Source organism: Paenibacillus gorillae, from assembly GCF_000513275.1.
GTDB classification, from domain to species: Bacteria; Bacillota; Bacilli; order Paenibacillales; family Paenibacillaceae; genus Pristimantibacillus; species Pristimantibacillus gorillae.
Genome location: NZ_CBVJ010000067.1, coordinates 80,214 through 104,722 on the forward strand (window position 1 = coordinate 80,214; position 24,509 = coordinate 104,722).

Here is a 24,509-nt window from a genome sequence, read left to right on the forward strand (position 1 = left end):
GTTAATTTAAAACAAGCGGTTGCCGGATACTTTGCCGGAGAACCAATTCGCGAACAATACGAGCAGCAGCGACATTACAGCTTGGAACAGGCTGACTGCGGTTGCATAGGAATAGCGGGTAAGCTCAAGTCCCATTTGCAAGGAATAATACTCAATGACGTAGGATGATTCTTTGTTGAATGAATTACCAAGCAGAATAGAATGATCCAAGTTGCCGGTAAACAAAGTGCCGATTTTCAAAATAAACAATATCGCGAACAAAGGAATGAGGTTAGGCAGCGTAATGTGAATGATTCGTTTGATTCGCCCAGCCCCGTCCATCATCGCAGCCTCATACAGATCGGGATTAATTCCCGCAACGGCAGCCAGGAAGATGATCGCTCCCCATCCGGTCTCCTTCCAGATGCTCACCAGCAAGGACAAGGGCCGGAACAGATCCGGGTCTGTCCAGAATTCGATCGGATGATGAATCAATTGCAATGTCAGCAGCGACTGATTGACCACTCCTTGGGAGTCGAGCAAAATAATCCACATGGAAGCGACCATCGCGAACGAAATAAAATGCGGCAAGTAGCTTGTCGTTTGCAGTATTTTTCTAAACCGTACAAATGGAATTTCATTGATCAGCAGGGCAAACAGCAACGGCGCAGGAAATACGACCAGCAAATAAAACAAGCTTAGAATGACCGTGTTCTTCATCGCCATATAGAAAGTGGGGTCCGAGAACATTTCCTTAAAATGACTCAGCCCGACAAACTCGCTTCCCGTAAATCCGGAAATGATTTTGAAATCCTGAAAAGCGATAATGTTACCCGCCAGCGGAATATAGGCGAATATGAGCAGAAAGAGCATGCAGGGCAAAATCATCATTTGCAACGTTAGTTGTGATTTGAATATTTTCCATGTTCGATTGCTCTTTGGTTTCAATGATGCATCCAGTTCCTTCATTGCATTCCCCTCCTGTAAACAGGATACCAGCGGGGCAAATAGCTGCCTATGAGACAACTCTAAGCTTTACTGTTATAAATCTAAGGAATCAACCCTGCCTCCGATAAAACAAAGAAAAGACCCATGCATCATGCATGAGTCTCCCGCAACTTCGGACTGCCCGCCATCTCCATCCAGACAGACACTCCGCTTATTCAGTTCCGGCTCTACCCGTCCGTCTGTCTGTCCTTTCGTACGTCTGTCGGTCAATTAGCCGTCAAGCTCCGTTATATCTTCAGGCAATACAGGATGCCAGAGAACGATTGTCGTCCCCTTGTTGATCTCGCTCTCGATTTCCAGACCGTAAGCTTCTCCGAAGTAATGCCTTAATCGTTCGTGGACATTGATCAGACCAAGCCCGCCCTCACGGCCATGTCTCGTTTCTGCAGCAGGATCAAGCAGCGTTTGCCTGATTTCATCGGGAATGCCGGGACCGTTATCGGTAATCCGGAAGCAAATGCCGTGCTCCTCCAATCCGCCTTGAATTAAGATCATACCGGCATCCCCTTTGTCCGCAATGCCATGCCGAATTGCATTCTCTACCAGCGGCTGAAGCACCAGACGCATGAACGGCAGATGCAGGATCTCCTCTTCGATCCTATAAGTGATACGAACGAGGCTCGACTGCCTCACCTTTTCGATATGAACATAGGCCTTCAGCAGCTCCAGTTCCCGGCGCACATTCGTAATCTCCTTGCCTCCGTTCAAGCTGAGTCGGAACAAGGAACCGAGTGAACTGACAATTTCACTAATTTCATCGATATGATGAGCTTCGGCTTTCCAGCGGATCGTATCGAGCGTGTTGTACAGGAAGTGAGGATTGATCTGGTAGGCCAGCACTTGAAACTCCAGCTGTTTTTTCCGTTTCTCCGATTCCTTCGTCTCTATAAGCAGCTTGTTAATTTCCCCGATCATATTGTGCATGCCGCGATAGAGCCAGCCGACCTCATCGCTTCTCTCCACCAGATTCGTACTGGACAAGCTGTCTTCCTTAAAGTTGTTTCTGGCCAGCACCTTCATCTGCCGGACCAGTGACGAGATGGGACTCGTATATTTTACCGTTAAGTAACCGGCAAGAAAAATCGACAGCAGGAAATAGAAAATCAGGAACGCCAGTGTCAATTTGTTCAAGACCGCAACGGGATTGTTCAAATCCTTAAGCGGCACGATGCTGACCAGCCTTAGCTCGCCATCCATTACAGCGGAAGCACTAATGAGCGAGCTTTTACCCTCGTAGTTCATCGTCTTCGAGATTTGCGAATCCAGCAGCACAGGCTTCAAGCTGTCCTCGATTTCCACGTACTTGTCGTCTGTACTGTAGATGACTTCATTGTTTTTGTTGACCAGCATCAGCTTCTGGTTGTCCAATTGCTTGACGGGGTATATAAACTCGGCAAGAATGGAAGGCCGAATCTCCATAACGACGATGCCGAGCGGCTGAAAGGTCTTTAAGCTGTGAAGCCGCTTCACGCTGCCAAGTGTCGATTGAACGAATTGGCTGGGGTGATCCTCGGGCCCGAATACTTTCCAGAAGGACCGGCCGTTCGCCACGATATCCTCAAACCAAGGCACATGGTTCAGATCAACAACATCATAAGCCGACTTCATATAGGTCGGATGCTCGTCCGGACGGAGCGGAAACAAGCGGATTTTGAACAGCTTATTCGCATAATTCAAAGTGTCCGTATACGCGATCAGCTTATTGGCATAATCGATTTCGTCGATATGATCGTTTAATTCGTCATTGAATAACGTCTGCATTTCATCCGACGCCATAATTTTGTCCTGCTCATTCCTCACGTAATAAAAGAAGTTGTCCAGGTTTTTGCCCGTCTGTACGACCGAATCCAAATTGCTGTTATGAATCGTCTTCTCCGATTTGGACAACGCAATATAACCAACCAATGCAAAGGGGACAGCGATCAGAATAAAAAACACGAACATAAACCGGTATCGCATCGACATCGGATAATGGAGCCAGCGCTTAATCATTGCCGTCAATCCCCTTTAAGTTGCGATATTCATTGGGGGTATAGCCGAATTTCTTTTTGAACAGCTTGGAAAAATAGACGGTATCCCGGTAGCCCACCTCGCTGCTGATCTGGTAAATTTTCAGGGATACATCTTGCAGCAGCTCCTTCGCCTTCTCCATCCGGAGATGCGTGACATAATCCAGAAAAGTCATGCCGACATTCTTTTTGAACAGCGTGCTGAGCCATTCCGGTGACAAATAGACATAGTCCGCAACCATCTGCACCGTAATCGGCTCGGAATAATGCTCCTGGATATATTGCTCCGCCTTTTGCAAAATCTGATTGCGGGGACTTCCTTGCAGCTCGGCATTCACCTTCAACAAGTAATCGAGCACCAGCAGATGGAGCGCTTCTACCGTATCGAAGGCTTCGATCTTCTCCCACACAAGCAGAGGCTTTTTGCGCCATTCCTCGTTTTTCCATCCCAATCTTCTCGCATCGTCGAACACTTCCAGCAGCCATTCGAACACAAGATGATGCACATCCCGCAGCAGGCTGACGCCCCGCTCCCGAACCATAACAGGAAAGAGGGACATCGCCTCCCGGACATCATGCTCCTCGCCATGCTTCAGCAAATCTGCCAGTGCCTTCGTCTCCAGCAGCAGGTCGACATCCCGGAACACATTCAGAGCTTCCAGCTCCAGCTCGTTCGCTGATTCCGCATCACCGTATATTTTGGTCTGGGTCAATCGGTCGAGCGCGTCTTTATACAAATCCGGAAGCATTTCCATCGATCCCTCTGGCGTCACGACGATCGTTGCCGTTACTTTCACAAACTTTTTGATCCGGGAGGCAAGCGTAGACTTGAATGCCCCCATCCAATTGGAAAATGCAGCTGATGAGCCATGAGGAACGCTGAACAGAACGACCCATCTGTCTTCAGACATCGTGCGAAAACGTACATAACGGCCGGCCTGCTCGGCCTGTTCCAGCAAGGAATGCTCCAGCACATTGCCCATCGCAAACATAATCCGGTTCTGCTCTGTCGCGGAGTAGCCCTGATGAACGTATGATTTCAAATTATCCGCCTCAAGCAGCAATAGCATCAGCTTATCAGAGCCAATCCAGCCAACCTCATACTGATCCAGCAAATGATGAATGGACGGTGCAGCGCTTCCTCGGGCTGGCTGCTCCACCATCTCCTGCAGCATGTTCTCCCGCAGCTTAGGCATGGCATCCTCAATAATGCTAAGGCTATGCTGCTGCCTGTCCTCCTTTTCCAGCAGGAATAGCGCTTTCATAACAACCTGGCCCAGCTCCGCCATATTAACCGGCTTTAGCAAAAAATCGACGACCCCATAGCTCATCGCCTTACGTGCATATTGAAAATCATCGTAGCCGCTAATAATAATGACTTTCCCGTCGTAAGCCAGTTCCTCGTACAGCTTCTGAATCAATTCAAGACCCGACATGTTCTTCATTCGAATATCTGTAATGATCAGCCGGATGCCGGGCAATTGTCTCACGATCTCCAGAGCCGTATATCCGTCATCGGCCTCATAGAGAGGGCCAATATTTAGTTCCCGCCACAAAGGATGACCGCATAATCCCTTGCGGATTTCCTTCTCATCCTCCACGATAAGCACTTTGCTCAGATCGCTCACCTCTTCCACGCTCACACGTCTATTGCTATGATGATTAAAATATCAGCCCTTATTCATGAAGTCAAACGGCTTATTGTAACGTTCTCGTATTCGAACCACACTGACATGCAAAGAAAAAAGAGCTCTGAAGGCGCTTCATGCCATCAGAACTCTCGATTTTCACTCCCGGTGCAAAGCACCAGAGTCTCCTTCATACTGCTACGATTAGAACGTAATTTGATACAGCTTCGATTCCCGTCCCACAAGCGACAGCTTCAGCTTGCCCTCTGCAGCTTGAACCGATTTGTCCGTCCACATATCGGAGATCTTATAATTTCCGCTAATTCCTGCCCGGGCAAGATCTACAGTCTTCTCCGCTCCGTCTTTACTGAAGTTGAATACGGCCAAGTAGTAAGTACCGTTATCCTCCAGCACGTACGTATCCGATGCCGCTGCTCCTGTGTTGCCTTCCACCGTACGGAAAGCTTTTCCTTTTACAGCCAGCTCATTAATCCGGGGATTCGTCAACAGCTGCTTCATCAGCTTCTGCGATTCCGGCTTATTCACGTCATCAGAGCTGAAATATACAGTACCGGAGATGACCGCGGCATTCACCCTCGTCTGCGAGCCTTCGAAGGTCTCGCCCTTTTCCAGCGTCATATAGTCCGGATCGGTATACGGGTAGATCGTACCGTTCTGCCACCAGCCATAAGTTAAGCTGTTCAGCTGATACTCGGTCGTTCCGATCGAGCCGTCGATATCGCAAGAAATCCGCCGGCTGTGCGCGTATTGGCTCGGGAAGATCGGAGCGATCGAAGCGCTGATAAACATCGTGCCGTCCAGCTGCTCCAATAGGTAAGCCATACCTTCGTTGTAAGCCTGTATTCCCGTTTGCGCATTTTTATTATAGTGCTCGCCTTCCAGCGTCGCATGCGTCAAGAAATCCAGCTTGAGGAATTCAAAGCCGTCCGCCTTGAACTTCGCAATATCATGATCGATCTTCATCTTCGTTCCAGGATGAGTCGGATCAAGAGCAATCCCCATTTGATAAGGAACGATCTTGCCTTCGCTGTCCTTGAGGGCAATATCGCCATACGTGTACTTGCCGTTCGTACCCTCTACCTCTTGGAGGAAGTTTTTGCCCCAATAGACGAACGGAGTATGATAGGAGCCTGCCTTCTGGCCGTTCTTATGAATGGTCGAGACAACGTCCTTAATCTGCTCATGCGTAAGATTATCCCAGAAAGAATCCATGTTAATGTAAATATTTCCTTCATTGTTAAATGAAGAATTTTGAATATGCTTATGGAAGAAATTTGATACATCGATCATTTTGTCATACGACAGATGCTCGGCATAAGCGCCCCAGCTGTTCCAGCCTACAGGTACGCCTTTCGGAAGGTTTGATCCGAAGCTGAGCGGAGGAGCGACAGCTGCATTCGCCCGCCCGTATTCCTCCATTCCGTCCCGGTAATCGTTATAAAATCCAACGAATACTTGAGGGGACCGGAGCTTCGCTCCTGAAATTTTGCCATGCTCCAGCGTATCGTAGGTGACGCTTTTGGAGGTGAAGCCTCCATATACCTGCAATTTGTTCAACCGGTCGTCCGAGCCGCTCCAGTGAATGCCCGTCTTCCAAGTATCATGTGTGACCGAGCCCATAATGAGTCCGTTGCGGCTGACATTGTCAAAGACCGCCGTCACTTCCGAGCTAATATTGCGTTCCGTATTCAAGTTCGTATTAATCGTCTTGGAAGCAAAACGGGCAAACGCATCGTTATCGAAAGGAACGATTAATACCCGGTTATCCTCATATTGCCCGATATCGACTCCACCCTCTGTGTCGAGGACAACAGGAGCCATGTAGTTGCTGCTCAGCGGCTCATTGCCGCTTACTTCTTCCTCGGTTACGAAGTAGCCGATTTTCTCATAGATGTAGTAATGCTGGTCAAAGGACGGAAGACCTTCCTTCTCATTGCGAATCGTGAGCTTGATCCCTTTGCCATGACCATCCTCTACCGGGACGATTCCATCCAGCAACAGCTGATGAGCGTCGTACTCATAGCTGTTCAGCAGTTTGTCGTCCTGCTTGAAGCTGCTGTATACCCCTTTGGCAATGATACGGCCATTCCAAGAATAAGCAGCTAAGCCATTCGAAGTATTATACAGAATCTGATAGGCACCGTTATCGATCGTCAGACCGTTCGCATGCTGAACGACCTTAATGGACCCGTAATCCTGTGCAGAAACCTGTTCCCCAATATTGCCGGAGTCACCCCAGACGGTCCTCGGGTTTTGTCCTTCCGTGACGTTAGGCGCCTTCTTCAAGACAATCCGGTCCAGATTGGGCGAATACCAGTCTCCATCCGAGAATAGAAGAACGTTGTTGCCGGCATTCAGCTTTACAGCTACATCATAAGTGCCTACCGATTCCCAATCGTCCTTCGCTACAGCCGGCAAATCGTATTTTTCCGACTCTCCGCCGTTCACGCCTACGTAGAAGGAACGAGGATCACCGGAAATATAATGGATGGTGACGACATAGTCGCCTGCTTCCGGCACTTCAACCCCATTGAATTGCACGGACCCGCCTTCGAATAGGCCGCCAACCTGCTTTCCTCCAGAGCATGGAGCACAATCCGCTATATTCGTATGAGGCCCTTTCAATGTGTTGGCAGGGTCCTGCGCCTCATAAGCATACACAACCTCAGCAGTTTCCGGCATTGGGGAACTCTCCTCCTCTACGCTCTCATTCTGAACAACCGGGATTTCCTCTTTCGTCTGCCCCGGAACAGCGATCCGGTAAATAACGAATGATATTCCGATGACGATAAGCAGAGCCGCAAAGTATCGCGTCCACCTTTGTCTGTTCAACCGCATCACCTTTCCCTTCCTGTATTGCGATACTTGGCTGCTGTTGGCTGCAGAACAATCACTTAGCCGACAAGACCGCTGCGTTCCATGCTTTCAACGAAATGACGCTGTACAAACAGATACATAACGATAAGCGGAGTAATGGCCATGAGTACCGCCGTGTTCTGAATCATAGACAGATACAGCGGGTCCGGCTTGAAGGATCCTCCCGGCGGCGTCAGGTAAAACAAAATTTGCGCGGCCGCTGTAGACATCATCGACGACATCACTTTGGCATCATTCAAAATAAGATTCGTAAAGTAGGAATCATTCCACTGCCAGACAAACGAGAACAGCATGACCGTTACAACTGATGGCATTGCGTTTGGCAAAATGATTTTGACGAACGTCCCGAAGGTGCCGGAGCCGTCTACGAGTGCAGCCTCCTCCATCTCCTTCGGAATGCCTCTGAAAAACTGTCTGAAAATGTAGACGAACAATCCCGTCTTCAATCCCATTCCAAGTGCGGACGAAATGAGAAACGGCCAGTACGTATTGATCAGATTCAATGGCTGCGTTGTAAACAGAGAAACAATGCCCAGCACATCGAAGTTTTTGTATTGCAAATACGTCGGAATCATAATCGTCTGCGGCGGTACCAATATGGTGAAAATAACGCAGCCGAACAGCAGGCCGCTTCCGCGGAATTTAATTCTCGAGAACCCGTAGCCCGCCAGTACGCAGCACAGCGTCTGGAGAAACATGACCGTTCCGGACAGCAGGGCGGTATTCAGCAATATTTTTGGAAAATGCAAGGCATCACTAACGAGCTTGAAGTTATCCAGCGTAAAATGCTTCGGAATCCAGACGACAGTGGCATCGTACAAATCAATTGGATCTTTGAATGCGATGACCACTTTGATCAGGATTGGATACAAAATAATAAAGGAAATGCCGCTAATGAGAACGGTCCGAACAAATATCCATAACCAGGATTTCAGCTTGGTTGCCCAAAAGCTTCCTTTGGACATCCGCTCCCACAGGTAATCCACAAAGCTTCGCTTCGCGCTTTCCGTACTAGTCTTCATGCTGCCCCTCCTTGTCGATTAATCGTAATAGAACACTTTTCTGGAAATAAGCATCGCGACAACCCACAGTAAGAGCGAAATAGCAGCAAAATAGATCCACGCCATCGAAGCGCTAAGTCCAAATTGGAACGCCTTGAAAGCCGTCTCCTGAATTTGTTTGGTCGTCTGGCTGCCAAGCAAGTTATCGATAATCGAATAAATAACGTTTGTCAAAATAAGCGGGCTGATCATCGGAAACGTAATTTTCCAGAATGATTCATAAGCCGTTGCCCCTTCAATTTTGGAGGCTTCGTACAATGAGCCCGAAATGGACTGCAATCCTGCGACAAAGATCAGAATCTGTACGCCCGAGGAGGTGACAATTTGATAGATTCGTTCGACTGCGCCAACCAGGTACTGCACGATGTGATGATTGACTCCCGAATTGTACAGCAGCTTTGCCAGCTCCAAGCTTTGGAACATTGCGGATTCTCCGCTTGCTTGCTGGCTTGCGCCTTTGATTACGCCCTGCATATAATCACCGCTCTCGATAGAGGCGATTACACCAGATGCGAGAATAACGGGAAGGAAGAAAATCGCTCGTGACAAGGCTCTGCCCTTAAACTTCTGGTTGAGCAGCACCGCTGCGAACAAGCTGAATATAACGATCAGCGGCACATTGATAACCATGTTCAGCAGCGATTCCGTCAGCCCCCGAACGTAATGCTCATTGACGAACAAAGCGTTCCGGTAGTTGGCCCAGCCCACAAACTGCATGGAAAAGCCCGTTTCATTAAGTTCCAGCTTGCTGAAGCTGTACCGCAGCGAATTGACAAGCGGAGTGAAGAATAGAAAGAGAAATCCCGCAAACCAAGGGAGAATAAACCAAACCCCTTTATACTTCTGCTTCTGATGCAGCGTCATTCTCAATTTGGGCAGCTTCAATTGCGAACGCCTCCAATCCGATATCCCATCGATTCGACGGCGTCGCCATTCACGTTGATTGCATAATCATTGTAATTGACGACCACTGTTGTTCCATCCTCGTAGGTAGTTTGATAGACGCCCTTCTCCAGCAGCTCATGATCCACAATAAACTGGTTCCGAGCCTGGCGAAGCACGTTATTAACCTCGTTATAAGCGGCCGTTGCCTCTCCGATCCAATCCTTGTACTGTGACGAATAGAAGTAATCGAAGTTAGTCTCCTTCACGGACGACGATTTAGCGTAAAACCATGTAAAGTACAAATTCGAGCCTGTCTCCAGCGTCTTGAGAACATGGTAGCGCATCGATTGCTCATCGGACATGTTAATGGCGGAACCGGCATAGTCGATAAGTCCGTGCAGCGCGATTTGATAAAATGGCACGCCGCCATCGGCAATGTTGTAGCCGCTGTCAGAAAGCGGTGCATCAACAACACTGTCCACGTACGGAAGCGAATACGCATTGCCGCCGGACACCATCAGCTTCGAGGAAGTTTCCTTCAAGCTGGCCAGCTGCTCCTGCACAGTTCGTTTCGTTTCCTCACGCGTCACTACTTGCTTCGTATTGAAATCGGAATTCAAATCGCTTCCCAGATCGCGCAGAGACAGCGAATCCGCTTTCAGCTTGCTGTATCTGCTCGTAAAATCTTCAACAACACCTGGCAATTTAGCAGGCGATAAAGCAAATGCCGGGTCGCTGGAGTAGGTATCCTTATAGTAACCCGCACGGTCATACGGATAGATACTCGCTAACGTTCCAGTCATCGTGCGCGAAGCATCCCGCTTCGGCTTGAAGCCGCCGGATTTCTTGTTTACGGTCATAAAGCTGGCGTCGGGGTACAGCTCGACTCCATTGCTTGCCGAATACGCAAGCAGCTTCGCAAACCCTTTTTGTCCTCCCAACTTTTTGTCGACCGAAACCGAGGATGGCATCGAATGGGCTACGCCTCCGTTAAACCATCCCGTATACCTCAGCTTGATATTCTCGACGCCGCTGTCTTTCAGCTCATCCATAATTTCCTGCGCTTGATTGAACGTAGTCAACGGCTGATAGGAAGTGTAAGGCACGCCCAGAAAAAACTTTTTCTTCGGCACGCCGCCAATCAACTCCAGGAAGAAAGGCGTTTGCTCCTTCTGCTCCAATCTTTCCAGATGATACTTATCCATCAGATAAGTGCGGTAATAAGAAGCCATGCCGGAGTAGTTGGCTTCCTCTCCTTGCAAAAAGCCGTAACGAACCGTCAAATTGCCTTGATACGGTTTCACTTGGAATTTAGGCACTGTATTTGACGTCCAGTTGCCGGACAACGTCAGCGGCTCGAATGAATTGATCCCGTAGCTGCTGTGCACATAGTTGTACGAGTGCGTCCGGCCGCTAACGTCTGCTTCTACTCGGGCGATTCCGTCCCCGTCCTCGATAATGGCTACGAACGCTGCATCGCCCCTCTTCATGCCAAATACGGGCAAGCGTGAAGGCGTCCCGCCAAGCGGCTTCAACTGATTGATACGAGTAGAATCAAGCCCGTACAGCACCTCGTTGTACGGCGAAGCATCCAGCTTGCCGTTGTTGAGCCGGATGAGCGCACCTGAACCGTCTGGAACAAACATATAGCCTTGCTGCCCGTTTCCCGCAGCGCCGAAGTAAGGCAGCACCGACAACTGCTGCAAATAGAAGCCGTTAGACTCGATGTTCTCCGTCGATACTTGTACGACAAACTGTTCCCCTTCCAAACGGTAGGTTACAGGGAGGACGAATATCGCCTGGCTTGCGGCTTGCCCGTCCGAATAGGTCTCGCGGTCGGTGTTCATCTCGGTTTCATCATAACCGGCTTCAGCAAGCAGCTTCAGCGCTTTGGTCAGAGCCAGACCGTTTAGCGCAGCGTCCCGCCGCTCATAAACCCCCTTATCCGCATTATGTTTGAACCGCTTTAATAGTTCGGTTTGATCCTTTTCCTTAAGTTTATCGAGAATGAGTGTCTGGAAACGCTCCTCGCCTATAATAGGAGGGATTTGCTCGACACCACGTACTTTCTCGCCGACGGTATACGTAATTTTAATGCCGTCACTCAGTTTCTCGTATTCATACTGCTCATACTTCACACTCTGATTGAAGTTGTTGAATTGCTGCGGTTTGCCCGAATTGTCGGAAAAGGAGAGCAGCAATTGGCTTGAGAGCATGGATTTATTGAAGGCGGATGCTTGATTATCCTGTTCGCGGTCTTGGGGATTGGAATACCAAATCGACCCGTCGCGCTTGTTCTTGACGGCAATCTCTGTCGTCTGCCGGTTGTAATACAAAGCCAAGTATTCGTTCTGGACAGCTAGCTCCATATTGGCAAGCTCTGCTGTCTGCGTTGCTGCGTTTACCGTCTCGACTGCAGGCTGTGTCGTCGCTTCTGCTGGTGTCGCTTCTGCAGTCGTCGTTTCAGTTGCCGCTGCTTCGCCTGAAGCTGTTGCTTCAGCTGCTTGCTCAGCCGATACGCTGTCTGCGCCGCTTGCCGCAGCAAGCATACTGCATACAATGGCTGCCATCATCGTTATTCTCCATTTGCTGTTCATCCGTATAGCTACCTCCCTTCCTACAAGCGTAATGAAATCTCTGTATAGATCGCGTACACGAAGCCCAGCATCTCTTGCAGCAGGCTAAAAAACAGCAGTCCCAAAAATATAATGATTCCCATGACCACTAAAGTCAGCAGCATCGTTACGATCGTCTTCATTACTGAATATTGATGAACGGTCATCGTCCCGATAAACAGCAGCCACACAAACCAAAGCGTAGCCAGCGTTTCAATCAAATAATAAAAGGAGGATTCCCGCAGCGTAACGACGTTGCTCAGGAAGGTATTGCCGAAGCGCATCAGCACAAGCGGCAGCAAAGCATAGCCTGTAGCCATGACGATTTCTTTAAACTTTCCTTCCCCGTCCATCAGCGTCGTCAACGACCAGTTGGACACACACCATAGAAAAAAGGGAAGCACGATATATTGCAGCTCGTTAATGCTGTTCAAATCGTAAGGATAGTTAAAGTTGACTACGAAGCCGGCGTATTGACGCAGTATAATCGTCGCAATCGTCAACAGCAGCAGGATGGACAATGAAACCCGAAGCTTTCCCCTATTCTCGTATTTCAAATCCCAGAAGCCTTGGAACGGGTGAAGCAGCACATAAAACGGAAATTTTGTGAACTCAGATAACATTGGCCTTCACCTTTCCTGTTGATCGTCTTTTAATAATGCTCCAGCTCCAAAGGGCCGCGATGAGCACGAACACAACCGTCATGCCCGCTCCGAAATATTTTCTCGTCATTTCCTTGCGGTACTTCCCGAATGCTTTGGAGTAATACTCTCTGTCATAGCCAAGCTTCAAATTTTCCATAGCCAGCTTATTCTCGCCCTGCCTCAGCAGCGCTTTGCCGATCCCGACATAAGCAATCTCGTTATTGGCATCGAGGCGAAGCAATTCCCGCCACTTGCTCTCTGCTCCGTTATAATCACCGGATACCAGAAGCGCATTGGCTTCATTAATCAAGCTGCCGTAACGAGTCGGGCTGAACACGTTAATCCGGTTCATTCCCTGATCCAGTACAAAAAACTGACTGCCTCTGCTCTCAACAGCAACAGGCGTTTTGAATGTTCCTTCCTGCGTACCGATACGGCCGAAAACATACAATAAATTTCCGTCCTCGTTGTAAGTAAATACACGGCCTTTTCTGGAATCCAGCGCACTGTAGACGCCATTAGCCCCAACTTGGACATCGATCAGTATCGAGCTTGCATTGGGATTGTTGGAATACACATCTCCGCGAGGGAAAAAGTAGCCTTCACGGCGAAGCACGTCCACGCCGGTGGAATTCAGCCGTTTGATCGGATCTGCGGAATTGACTTCAGCCGTTGTCGTGTAGATGAAGCCTTCCTGATCGATATCCAGATTGTTGAATTCAAGCGGAACGAATTGAGCCAGCTTGCTTCTTTGCGCCTTGGTCGACAGCTTCTTCCAGAAATAATCCCATACATCAAATTTGACCCGGTTGGTACCCATGAAGCCGTTAAATGAACCATCGGAATCAAATTCGATAATGCCGTCAAAGACGCCCCTGCCAATGACATAGATACGTCCGGCATTGTCCACGCCTACTTTTTTCGGAAAATATTCGAATCCTTCGCGAATGACCTCCGATTTCGGAGCCCCGATTTCCCGGACAAATTCGCCTTCATTCGTTAATTCGACGACTCTGCTATTATCGGTATCGGCTACAAAAATCTGGCCCTTTTTCGTTACGAATATCCCTTGCGGGTTAGCGAACTGATCCTGCTTGCCCCCGTTTTGAAAGCCGCGGATTTGTCTTACAACCTTCCACTGCTCGTCAAAAACGACGATTCGTCCGTTTCCTGCATCCAGTACATAAAGCTGGCCTTCGTCATCCACATACAGATCCGTCGGCTCCTTGAACTTGCCAATTCCTTGTTCGACGCCGTTAACGACCGTTTCCGGCAAATACGCGTTTGGTGTCGTCGACGTCGTTCCCCAATACGAATAGGAATACCCCTCGTAGGGAGCAGCAGCCGCCTGCAGCGGCGATGCGAATAATTGGAAGGCTGCGAGCAGCAGAGCCGCACTGGTCATTAACTTGATGAGCTTCATCGTGTCCCCCCGCCCTATTCCTTAATACCGGAAGATGCCATCGTCTGGATGATTTGGCTCTGGGTAATAATAAACATCACAACCGGAACGATCATCAGCAGCAAGGCTACTGCCGCCGCTACACCTGCACGGGCAATACCGCCCTGAATGATCTGTCCCATCGCAAAGTGCATCGTTTTTAACTCCTCGCTATAAATGAAGCTGCCTCCGTCGGACGCCCACAGCATTTGAAACAGCAAAATAATGAGCGTGAACCAAGCTGGTTTGACGAGCGGCATCACGATCGACCAGAAGACGCGGTACTCGTTCGCGCCGTCTATCTTAGCCGATTCAAGCAAGGCCATCGGGATCTGCTCAATAAACTGCTTCATTAAGTACAGTCCCAATGGAAAAGCAAATGCCGGAACAATAATCGCCCAATACGTATCGATCCATCCGAGCCAGGACATCGTCATATAGTTCGGAATCGCTGTAACCTGCGGCGAGAACATCAGAGACAATACAACAATCGAGAACAGCACCTTCGAGCCGCGAAACTTGTATTTCGCAAGTGGATAGGCAGCAGCTGAAGCCAGAAGAACATGCCCTATCGTCCCGGCAAGCGTTATAAATACGGTGTTAAAAATGTACCTGGAGAATGGAACCCATGATTTCGCCATCAGATGGAACAAGTCCGGAAAATTGTTGAGCGTAGGGTTTCGCACAAAAATTTTGGGAGGAAACAGGAACAGCTCATCTAAAGGTTTGAAAGCATTGTTGATGGCATAGATCAAAGGGATGACCATAAAGGCCCCAAACAAACCAAGCAAAAGAAACAACAGAAAATCCACTTGCCAGGAACGGTTGATTCTTTTTTGACCGCCAAATCGGAGTGAAATTCTCACTGTGTCTAGTCACCCACCTTCCTGAGAAGCTTCTGAATAATCAAGTTAGAACCAAGCATGATCATGAACAATACCGTAGCAATCGCGGATGCGTAGCCCATCTCAAACCGGATCGTGCCGTAGTCGATGAGATGTGTAACGACGGTATGCGCCGAGTACTGAACGCTTGGGAAGCCGGCTAAGTTCATGGCGACATCCGCTACGGCGAATGACGCCGTTATCTGTATGACCGCCCCGAACATTAACTGCGGCCGCATGGAAGGCAAGGTAATATACCACAGCTCCTGCCAGCGATTGCGGATGCCGTCCACTGCCCCCGCTTCGAACAGCGTTCTGTCCACAGTCTGCAAGCCGGCGATAAAGGCCAGGAAGCTTGTTCCGAGACTCAGCCACAGCTGCACGATGATAATGATCATGAGCGTGTACTTCGGATTCTGGAACCATAATATCGGTTCACTAATAAAGCCGGTTCTCATCAAGAAGCCGTTAACAATGCCATACGCGTCGCCGGAGAACATGATTTGCCAAATGAAATAGATGTTCCCCGATATAGAAGGCGCATAAAATACGAGCGTCATAATTGCCCGCGCCTTCGGCCGAAGCTCATTAATGAGCCAAGCAAACAAGAAACAGGCAATATAACTGATCGGACCCGTTATAACGGCAAATATAAACGTGTTTTTCAAGGCGATAATGAAAATGTCGTCATCAAGAAACAATCGCATATAGTTGTTCCAGCCAGCCCAGCGAGGAAACTCCAGCATGTTGAAATAGGTCAGGCTGATCAGAATCGATAACGCTACCGGCACTACCGTAAACAGAAAAAACAGGATCATATACGGACCAATCAATACGTAGAGATGCTTATCGCGCTTTACATCCGTCATTATGCGCCGGAATAATCCGGGCTTCGGCTGCGCCGCGGTCTGCTGTGATCGTCCTTTTACTTGTGCGGGCAATGCATCTGTCTGCTGCAATCCGGTCACCTCTAACTCTGCTTCAAATTAAATTCTTTTTGTTTGAACTCGATCTCACGATTGATTTCTTCCACATAGTCGTACAAAGCGTCCCGCGGGTTCGTGCCATTGTTAATGACTTCGCGGAAGGCGTTGTCCAGATTTCGTCCGGTGTAGTAGCCGCCCGGAACTTCTGGAATGCCCTTAACCCATTCCCACTGCTTCTCCAGACTTTGATAGTCTTTGGTCGGCCATGGCAATTCCTTCAATGCCTCAATGTTGGCAGTCGGGTAACGGGCCGCAGCCCCCATCAGACCTTCCATCTCGCGGCCGAAGCGAACCTGCGTATCTTTGCTCGTCCACCATTTCATAAATTCCCATGCCGCTTCTTTATCCTTCGCTTGATCCATCATAATGACTGCTGAGCCGCCGCTCGATACATCCCGGCGAATGCTGCCGTCTTCCTGCTGCACTCCCGGCACCGTAACGAAATCCCACAGCCCTCTAATTTCCGGAGCCGAGACCGACAACGTGTTGTAGAACGTGTAATCGGTGATCGCCATCGGAATTTCGCCCGTTCTGAAACGGGTTGTCAGATCGAATTGAAGCGGAAGCTTGTAATTCATATACAGATCTGTCCAGCGTTTAAAAGCTTGCATAGAGGCTTCCGAAGCCAGATTGCTCACGCCGTCCTTCTCATAGAAAGAGCCGTCCTGCTGATAGAGCATCATCGCAAATGCTTTGCTAGGCTCCAGCGTAGAGACGCCTGACGTCTCTGCAATCGGCAGAGCAAAGTCCATATAATGCTTCTTCAGCACCGGAATGACCTCGTATATATCATCCAGCGTCTGCGGAACATCCAGCTTAAGCTCCTCCAGAATGTCCTTGCGATAGAACAGCATTGGGAAAACTTGCTGCTCCGGCAAGCCGAATACGGCGTCTTTGTACTTGTAAGGTGTAAGTGCACTGTCGCGGAATCTGTCCGCCACTTGCTCGAAATCGCTAAATTGAGTCAAGTCATATATCGCGGTGCGCATGCCGTAGTTGACAGGAATGTCATTCGATATTTGCATCGCAACGTCCGGCCCTTGGCCAGACAGCGTTGCTGGCATCAGTACATTCGCGCTGACGAGTTTCAGATTGACGCTAATCCCTGTCTGCTGCGTAAAGCTGTCGTCAGACATCGCTTTCAGCACTTGAGCCTGGTCGCGGCCTGTACCAATCCAGACAGTTACCGACCGTTCATTTTCACTCGAATTGCCAATGCTGTTGTAATCGATGAAGAATGAGCTGAACAAGGTGCTAATCTCATGCTTCACTTTACTCGCAAACGAAGCTTTCGCTTTCGGCATCCGCTTCTCAGGAGAAGCGATGACGAGATAATCGATCTCAAGCGGCTGCTCCTTCACCTTCAGTATCCAGGTTCCTAAACCGCCGACGTTGATTTTGAAAGATTCCAAACGGGTTTGGAGCGATTCCGGCTTGGAGGCCAAATCTTCCAATTGATAAGCCAGCTTCGTCAATATGGCGACCTGATCGCTTTTTTCCCCGGTAATTTCGACTAGCTGCTCGGAAATTTTGTACAAGATCGCACTTTGCTTGTTGAATACCTCTACCATTTCCGGAACCTTTTTCTCGAGATTATAATCACGGAACGGGTCGGGAACCCCACCTGTAATCATCAATATTTTGCGGTATATCGCATTCAATTCCAGGATGCTGGACTGCACCTCCCGGATAAGCGGAGCAATCGACCCCAGACTTACCTCAAGCTGCAATTCATGTGTTCCCTGTGTTAGATAAAACAGATAGGGTTCGTCCCCGTTGCCAATCGTATTCATCTGCCATTCGCTCGAATAATAGAAAGGAATTTCACGCATTTCCTCAAACGGAATGTGACCATCAATCCTTAACGTTCTCGTCGAATACACGCCTCTTAACAGCTCTTGCCTTCCCTTAATCGCAATCTTGTACAGTCCATCCTCCGGAACATCGATCTTCCAAGTAATGGTGTCTCCCGGCATCCGCCAATTGTTTCCTCCAATCGTATTAATCCGTACTTCCACAATAGATTGCGGCTCCGTGCCCGGATTGGAGCGGTCGGTTATCGGATATAACGTCGGCGATGATTTGTATTGGGCGCTTTCACCCTGAACCTTAATCATCTGTCCGTTCGTTTCTTTAAGACCTTGTTGCTCGTACTGCTTTTTGATCTCCTCATAGGTAGGAGGCTCTTCGATTTGACCGATTTCGATCGCATCGATAATGACCGGCTCTTTCAAGGAAACGAGCGTGATCGTATGCTTGCCTGCGGAAAAATAAAACGAATAAGGCTTCTCATAATAGCCTTCGAAATCCCGGAACGGCTTCTCCTGCCAGCCGAAAGCTTCTACCTGCCGGGGACGGATATCATTGCCCCGATTATCCCGTTCAATTGCTTTCTCATCGGTCCAAATGCGCGGAAACAGGAAGCTTCTCGCACCGGAAAACGGAACTTCTCCATCGATCATCAGCATTCTTTCGATCGAAGAAGCTTTGCCGTCCACTGTAAAATAGCGCAGAGACAAATTGTACAGTCCCTCTTCTGGAATGTTGACCTCCCAGCCGATGGAGCCGGAGTCGCCCGTCTCTACAAAATTGCCCTGCCGGTCCCCCGCGTTGTTCACCTTCTTCGGCTCCATTCCTTCCGTAAAGGTAAAGGAACCGCCCTCCACAACGATTTTCCGGTCTGGCCTGCCGGCGTTTTGATGCGTTTGCAAATAGCTGTCATAGCTGTTCGCTTGAAAAACGTTGCCATCTGTACGCTCCGATTTCCCGCTCTCTTCCGCATTTGCCAAATGCGGTCCTGCCGATGGAATGACCCATGTGCACAAAAGCAACAATGCAACCGCTACGCGCAACACTTTAGGCATATTCACAAACATCCCCTGCCCTGCTGAAAAATTATGAGGTACCCCTCTAGGCGTGTCTGAAAACCCGTTCAGTGGCACCTTTCACCGCCTTTGCGCCCCCTGCTTCGTTCCGTTTGCTTGACGTACCCCCCGGGTACGCCTTCACAAACGCGCCTTGCATGGAACGAAAATTCGGCAAAATTTGCTGCCCTCAGAGTTCTCAGACACACCCTAGCAAAGCACCTGTATACGAGGAAAATAAATCCCCACCCGTACTAAAAGGCAGGGATTTCATTCCATTGCTATCGCTTCTAGTTATTCGGTGCCTTTCAGCACCTTGTCTACGCTTGCCTGCATAACCGGCATCAGCTTAGCAACTCCGGAAGCAGGAGTCAGCTTGGAGTCCGAGATGTCACGAACGAGATCCCACATCGCATCATCGATGTTCAATCCGCCGTAACGAGCGAATTTAATGATATTGAGCGTATCCAATGCATTTTCTACAGAAGCCTCATCAGTAAACCAGGACTCCGCAGTTGTGCGGTTGTTCTCATCGATATGCTCGAAGTCTTGCAGGTCCTCCCAAATTTTGTAGACGACCTTAGGATCCTTAACGCCGCGCGGGATAACGTTGATGTGCATTTGCGGCTGACCCATAATAAAGCCGTCTGCTTTTGGCCCTTTAGGGAATGGAACGAATGCATATTCATCTACCATTTCCTTCTGGAAACGGCCTACTTCCCAAAGTCCGGCCGGGTACATTGCAACTTTGCCTTCTCTGAAGTAGCGAACCGGGTCTTCCCATGAGTTTCCTTCGTCGCGCTTCACGATTTTATACTCGTTGTACAGCTTGTTCATCATTTCAAGGCCTTCCATCGCGTTCGGCGAGTCGAGAGCAATCTTCTCGGTGTCCTCGTCATAAATAACGCCGCCGTTGGAGTAAATCAGGTAGGAGCCAAGCGTCATCTGCGATCCTGTAAGACCCCATTGATCGGTTTTTCCGTTGCCGCTTTTGCTGATTGTCAGCTTTTTCGCCACATCAACGAATGTATCCCAGTCCCATTTCCCTTGCTCTTGCAGTTCAGTAGGCGTTGGCAAGCCCGCATCTTGGAAAATCCGTTTGTTGTAGAACAAACCAGTGTTGTCATATAGAGCAACCGAATTCAGAAAACCATAAGTTTTGCCGGTGCCGTAGCTTCCCGATTGAATAATGAGATCGGACAGCTTGCTCTCTTCCTTCACGTTCATGAAGTCATCCAGCGCTGTATAATATCCGCCCTTGAGCAGGCTAAGTACAAATACGTGCGGTACCAGAACAACATCAGCGAATGGCTCGCCTGCCATTACTGTGGAGGAAAACTTCTCTGCCGTTTCCCACATGTCCTGAGCGACGTATTTAATTTTTACGTTATATTTTTTCTCCACTTCGGCCTGCAGCGCCAGCGCTTTCTCGCCCTCTGGCGTATCAGCGTTTGGCGTACCGTCCCACCATGCGGAAAATCTGATTTCTCTGCCGCCAAGATCATACTTCTCTTCTTCCACTACAGGCTCTTTCTCTTCCTCTTGGTTCTTGCTTCCTTCAGCTTCCTGATTCGTCGAATCGGAAGGTTTAGCTGGCGGCGGCGTGTTTCCACCACTGCATGCGGACAGCACAAATAACAGTACGATTACCAAAGATAAAATTGAAAGCGTTTTCATTTTTGTCATCTTATAATACCCCTCTCGTTATTGTATTGGCTTGAGAACGCTACCATTTGATTATGAAACTTGCCTGTTTAATCAGGCATCACCTCCCCTAATACATTCTTAGATTGATCTTTACGAACCGCAGCTGCTGCGCACAATCAGCTTAGCCGGCAGTGTCACCTGCAATGGAATTTCTCTTCCGTTCATTTGCTCCATCAGCAGCTTCACCGCTGTCCGGCCCATCATTTCCGCCTGAATTCGAATCGTTGTAAGCGGAGGACTCATAAACTCGGATATTTCAATATCATCGAAGCCCACGACAGCAACATCCTCTGGAACCCGAACGCCCGCTTCCTTAAGCGCATGAATAGCTCCAATAGCCAGATGGTCACTGGCGATAAAAAACGCAGTCGGCAGATTGCCTTTATCAATCGCTTTCTTCATTAAGCGGTTGCCCTCCGGCGTGCCCCAGCCTCCGATAAAAATATGCTCGGGATCCAGCAGCCCCTTTTCCGCCATAATCCGCTCGAAATAATATTCGCGCTGATCTTTGCCGTATGTACGGAAACCGCCGATATATCCGATCCGGGTATGACCCAGCGAAATCAAATGATTGATTGCCAGCATCGTAACTCTCTCGAAATCAATGACGACCGAATCAAAGCTTTCCACATCGGGAGACGAGTCGATAAAGACGACATTCTTCACCTGGCTCTCATGCTGCACTGTGAAGTCAAACGACCGGTCAATAAAAATAACGCCGTCAACATCGTCGAAATTCAACTCCGGATTTGTGAACAATGACATCCTCAGAATGTTGGTAGAGTTAATGCCCTGTGCAACACATTCCTTCTCAATCCCCTGACGGATAGCGAGAAAGTAATGATCCATCTCCTCCTGATGCTCCGTCAAAAACATAACCGTACCGATCTTGATGTTTGATAGATCTGAATTTTCTTTCCCCTTGCGGTTTCGAGGCGTTTTGTAATTCAATTCTTCCGCTATTGCCAGAATACGTTCCCTTGTCTCTTTGGAGACAGAAAGCGTGTTGTCCCGATTAAGAACGCGAGAGACTGTAACGCTAGAAACATTTGCCAAGTTAGCGATATCACGAATCGTAGCCATATTCTATTTCACCCTGTCTGGTTAATATATTCAGTTATATTTTATGTCGTTTATTCAGTGAAACACAAGGTGTAAATTTCACTGAATTTACAGCTCATTTTTCGAACAATTCGATCATAACAAATAAAGAATATTTTTACAATCAAAATTTGAAAACGCTTTTTCTTCCGTTTTTCTGAATGGTAGCGCTTTATATTCGCAATATGAAAAAGATTATTCCTTTTTTCACTTAATTATACTACACTTATAAAGTAATTATTCACTAAAATTTAGAAAGAGGCGAATTGGATTGGCAATATGGTTTGATACGCAAACGTCACGTTGGCTGCTTCAAGGCAGCAATTTGTCTTACGGTCTCGGCGTAGACCGCAATGGAACGCTGCAACATCTTTATTATGGACCCAAGCTGCCTTTTATTGCTGATTTGCCGGATGCGAATACGGCAATTCACCATTCCTCCTTTGAGCCGTCAGGCGGCATCACGCAGCAGGAATACCCCGCATGGGGCGGGATGTACTATAATGAGCCTTGCTTAAAGGCTACTTTTGCCGATGATGTGAGAGATACAAGACTTGTATATAAAGAACACCGCGTAACCGAAGGCAAGCAATCCGATGAACTGGTCATTGTTCTGCAGGACACTTATTATCCGCTGCTCGTTCATTTGCACTACCGGATATTCCCTGAGCATGACATTATCGAACGGTACGCCGTTATTGAGAATACAGGACAAGATGCGATCACATTAGAGCAAGCGCTTTCAGGAGCTTGGCATGCGCCTAGAGGAAACCGCTACCGCCTGACGCATCTCGCCGGCAAATGGATCGAAGAAACTCAAATCTATCAGGACGAGATCACGCCGGGGAAAAAGACACTGGAGAGCAAGCGCGGCAATACCGGTGCGCAGGCTAACCCATGGTTTGCCGTCGATCGCGGGACTGCCGATGAGGATCAGGGAGAGATTTGGTACGGAGCACTGGCTTGGAGCGGCAACTGGAAAATTACCGTTGAGTACAATCCATTCAAGCTGCTGCAGGTTGCTGGAGGCGTTCATGACTTTGACTTCTCCTGGCATTTGGCGGGCGGAACCTCGTTCCAGACGCCGGCATTCGTTGGCGGATATACGCGCGGCGGCTTTGGCCAAGCGAGCCGTAATCTTCACAGCTACCAGCGCGAGCATGTACTGCCTAAACCTATTGCCCAGGACGTAAGACCTGTCCTGTACAATTCATGGGAAGCAACTTACTTCGATGTCACCGAACAAGGCCAAGTGCAGCTGGCTGAAAAAGCCGCCGCGATCGGTGTCGAATTATTCGTCATCGATGACGGCTGGTTTGGCGAACGGAATCATGACCGCGCCGGACTTGGCGACTGGACGGTGAATCCGGAGAAATTCCCGAACGGCCTCAAGCCGCTGATCGACAAGGTAGAATCGCTTGGGATGAAATTCGGAATCTGGGTTGAGCCGGAGATGGTCAATCCCGACAGCAACCTGTACCGGACTCATCCGGACTGGGTGTATCACTTCCCGAACCGGCCGCGTACGGAAAGCCGTAATCAGTTGGTTCTCAATGTAACGAAGCCTGAGGTGCAGGCCTTCATGTTCGAAGCGCTGGACAATCTGCTTCGCAGCAACAATATCCACTTCGTGAAGTGGGATATGAACCGTTCCTTTAGCGAGCCGGGCTGGCCTGACGCTCCTAAAGAAAACCAAAAAGAAATCTGGGTTCGTCACGTTCAAGGACTGTACGATATTATCGCCCGCCTGCGTAAAAACCACCCGCATGTCGCATTTGAAGCTTGCTCCGGCGGCGGCGCACGGATCGATCTGGGCATCATGAGCCTGACCGACGAGGTATGGACGAGCGATAATACAGACCCTTACGAAAGATTGTTCATTCAAGAGGGCTACTCCATGGGCTATAACGCGCAAGCGATGATGTGCTGGGTTGCCGACGCCGGCAAATGGGTCAAAAACCGCCCTGCCTCTGTCGCATACCGCTTCCATTCCTCTATGATGGGCTCGCTTGGCATCGGGGGCAATTTAACCCAATGGTCGGAGGAGGAATTAGAGGAATCCCGCTTCTGGGTAGAAGAGTACAAGTCCATTCGTCATATTGTGCAGAAGGGCGACCAATATCGTCTTCTTTCCCCAAGGGAAGGCAATACGACTGCTGTTCAATACGTAACCGCTGATAAAAACGAATCGGTGATCATCGCGCTAATGCATCCGCAAAAATTCCAAAACCCTTCGCCTCGCATTTATTTGAGAGGACTTCAGGAGGAAGCGCTGTACAAGGTGAGCGATATCGAAGAGCCGCTTAGCGGCCGCGCACTGATGTACAGAGGAATCGACGTGAATCTGCACGGCGATATGGCGAGCAAGCTGTTGAAGATTAATAGAGTATAGATGATGTATGGGAGATAGCCGCAGTTGTCTGCGGCTTTTTTTGTTTGTTATAACTATAGCCCCTGCCCTTGCAGCCGCTCGGGACGCTGCGCGTATTGGTTCGTGCTGCCGTTCTTGATTCCATTGCCTCATCGCAATGCGCTGAGAAATGGATTGAATCTTCAAAAAGTCAGCCCGAACTCAATACGCTCCGCTCCCCCTAAATCGCACAGTGTAGATAGAAGCAATACACAACAACAAATGCCCAAACTCAGCTTAACTGCGCACCAATACAACCGAACAAACCACATTCGCTTCGCGTCTATTCAATACTATTAAAAACTAATCAAACCTCATATTGCACTCCCTCCCACACCAACACTATGTCTATAGCGATTAACACCTGCTTTGTGTCTATTCAACACTAA

Annotated in this window: 15 protein-coding genes; 1 reads left to right on the forward strand and 14 read right to left on the reverse strand. The window is 48.9% G+C overall.

Features of this window, described 5'->3' with window-relative positions; genetic code table 11:
- Positions 1-6: 6 nt before the first annotated feature.
- The 14 genes from TY10_RS11235 to TY10_RS11300 form a co-directional block, all read right to left on the reverse strand.
- Positions 7-948 carry an ABC transporter permease gene (locus TY10_RS11235; RefSeq protein WP_042163298.1) on the reverse strand — a complete coding sequence of 314 codons (942 nt, stop codon included), beginning with the start codon at positions 946-948 and terminating at the stop codon, positions 7-9.
- Positions 949-1,197: 249 nt separating this feature from the next.
- Complete coding sequence (locus tag TY10_RS28800; RefSeq protein WP_052350491.1) at positions 1,198-2,979, reverse strand: sensor histidine kinase; 1,782 nt, start codon at positions 2,977-2,979, stop codon at positions 1,198-1,200.
- Positions 2,972-4,624, reverse strand: coding sequence for a response regulator (locus TY10_RS11245; protein ID WP_042163300.1), 1,653 nt, complete (start codon positions 4,622-4,624; stop codon positions 2,972-2,974). The genes TY10_RS28800 and TY10_RS11245 overlap by 8 nt, the downstream gene beginning before the upstream one ends.
- A 204-nt stretch (positions 4,625-4,828) precedes the next feature.
- The gene (locus tag TY10_RS11250; RefSeq protein WP_052350492.1) at positions 4,829-7,483 is read right to left on the reverse strand and encodes a carbohydrate-binding protein; all 2,655 of its coding nucleotides are present in this window, start codon (positions 7,481-7,483) and stop codon (positions 4,829-4,831) included.
- 56 nt (positions 7,484-7,539) lie between these two features.
- A complete protein-coding gene (locus TY10_RS11255) occupies positions 7,540-8,544 on the reverse strand; it encodes an ABC transporter permease subunit (RefSeq protein ID WP_081735222.1) in 1,005 nt (334 codons plus the stop codon).
- 18 nt (positions 8,545-8,562) lie between these two features.
- A complete protein-coding gene (locus tag TY10_RS11260) occupies positions 8,563-9,468 on the reverse strand; it encodes a carbohydrate ABC transporter permease (protein WP_337588346.1) in 906 nt (301 codons plus the stop codon).
- Positions 9,465-12,065 (reverse strand): DUF5696 domain-containing protein, encoded by a 2,601-nt coding sequence (locus tag TY10_RS11265; RefSeq protein WP_052350493.1) that lies wholly within the window; start codon positions 12,063-12,065, stop codon positions 9,465-9,467. Before TY10_RS11265 ends, TY10_RS11260 begins: the two co-directional genes overlap by 4 nt.
- A gap of 20 nt (positions 12,066-12,085) precedes the next feature.
- The gene (locus tag TY10_RS11270; RefSeq protein ID WP_042163301.1) at positions 12,086-12,706 is read right to left on the reverse strand and encodes a Yip1 family protein; all 621 of its coding nucleotides are present in this window, start codon (positions 12,704-12,706) and stop codon (positions 12,086-12,088) included.
- Entirely contained in the window at positions 12,696-14,150 is a 1,455-nt protein-coding gene (locus TY10_RS11275) for an SMP-30/gluconolactonase/LRE family protein (protein WP_042163303.1), read from the reverse strand. The genes TY10_RS11270 and TY10_RS11275 overlap by 11 nt, the downstream gene beginning before the upstream one ends.
- Positions 14,151-14,164: 14 nt before the next feature.
- Entirely contained in the window at positions 14,165-15,034 is an 870-nt protein-coding gene (locus tag TY10_RS11280; RefSeq protein WP_042163305.1) for a carbohydrate ABC transporter permease, read from the reverse strand.
- 5 nt (positions 15,035-15,039) lie between these two features.
- Positions 15,040-15,921 (reverse strand): carbohydrate ABC transporter permease, encoded by an 882-nt coding sequence (locus TY10_RS11285; RefSeq protein WP_081735231.1) that lies wholly within the window; start codon positions 15,919-15,921, stop codon positions 15,040-15,042.
- A gap of 101 nt (positions 15,922-16,022) precedes the next feature.
- A complete protein-coding gene (locus TY10_RS11290) occupies positions 16,023-18,902 on the reverse strand; it encodes an extracellular solute-binding protein (protein WP_052350504.1) in 2,880 nt (959 codons plus the stop codon).
- A 294-nt stretch (positions 18,903-19,196) separates the two neighbouring features.
- A complete protein-coding gene (locus tag TY10_RS11295; RefSeq protein WP_042163307.1) occupies positions 19,197-20,588 on the reverse strand; it encodes an ABC transporter substrate-binding protein in 1,392 nt (463 codons plus the stop codon).
- A gap of 111 nt (positions 20,589-20,699) precedes the next feature.
- The gene (locus TY10_RS11300; RefSeq protein WP_042163309.1) at positions 20,700-21,692 is read right to left on the reverse strand and encodes a LacI family DNA-binding transcriptional regulator; all 993 of its coding nucleotides are present in this window, start codon (positions 21,690-21,692) and stop codon (positions 20,700-20,702) included.
- 289 nt (positions 21,693-21,981) lie between these two features.
- On the opposite strand from TY10_RS11300, the gene TY10_RS11305 reads away from it, so the two are divergent.
- Positions 21,982-24,102 carry an alpha-galactosidase gene (locus TY10_RS11305; protein WP_042163311.1) on the forward strand — a complete coding sequence of 707 codons (2,121 nt, stop codon included), beginning with the start codon at positions 21,982-21,984 and terminating at the stop codon, positions 24,100-24,102.
- Positions 24,103-24,509 lie beyond the last annotated feature (407 nt).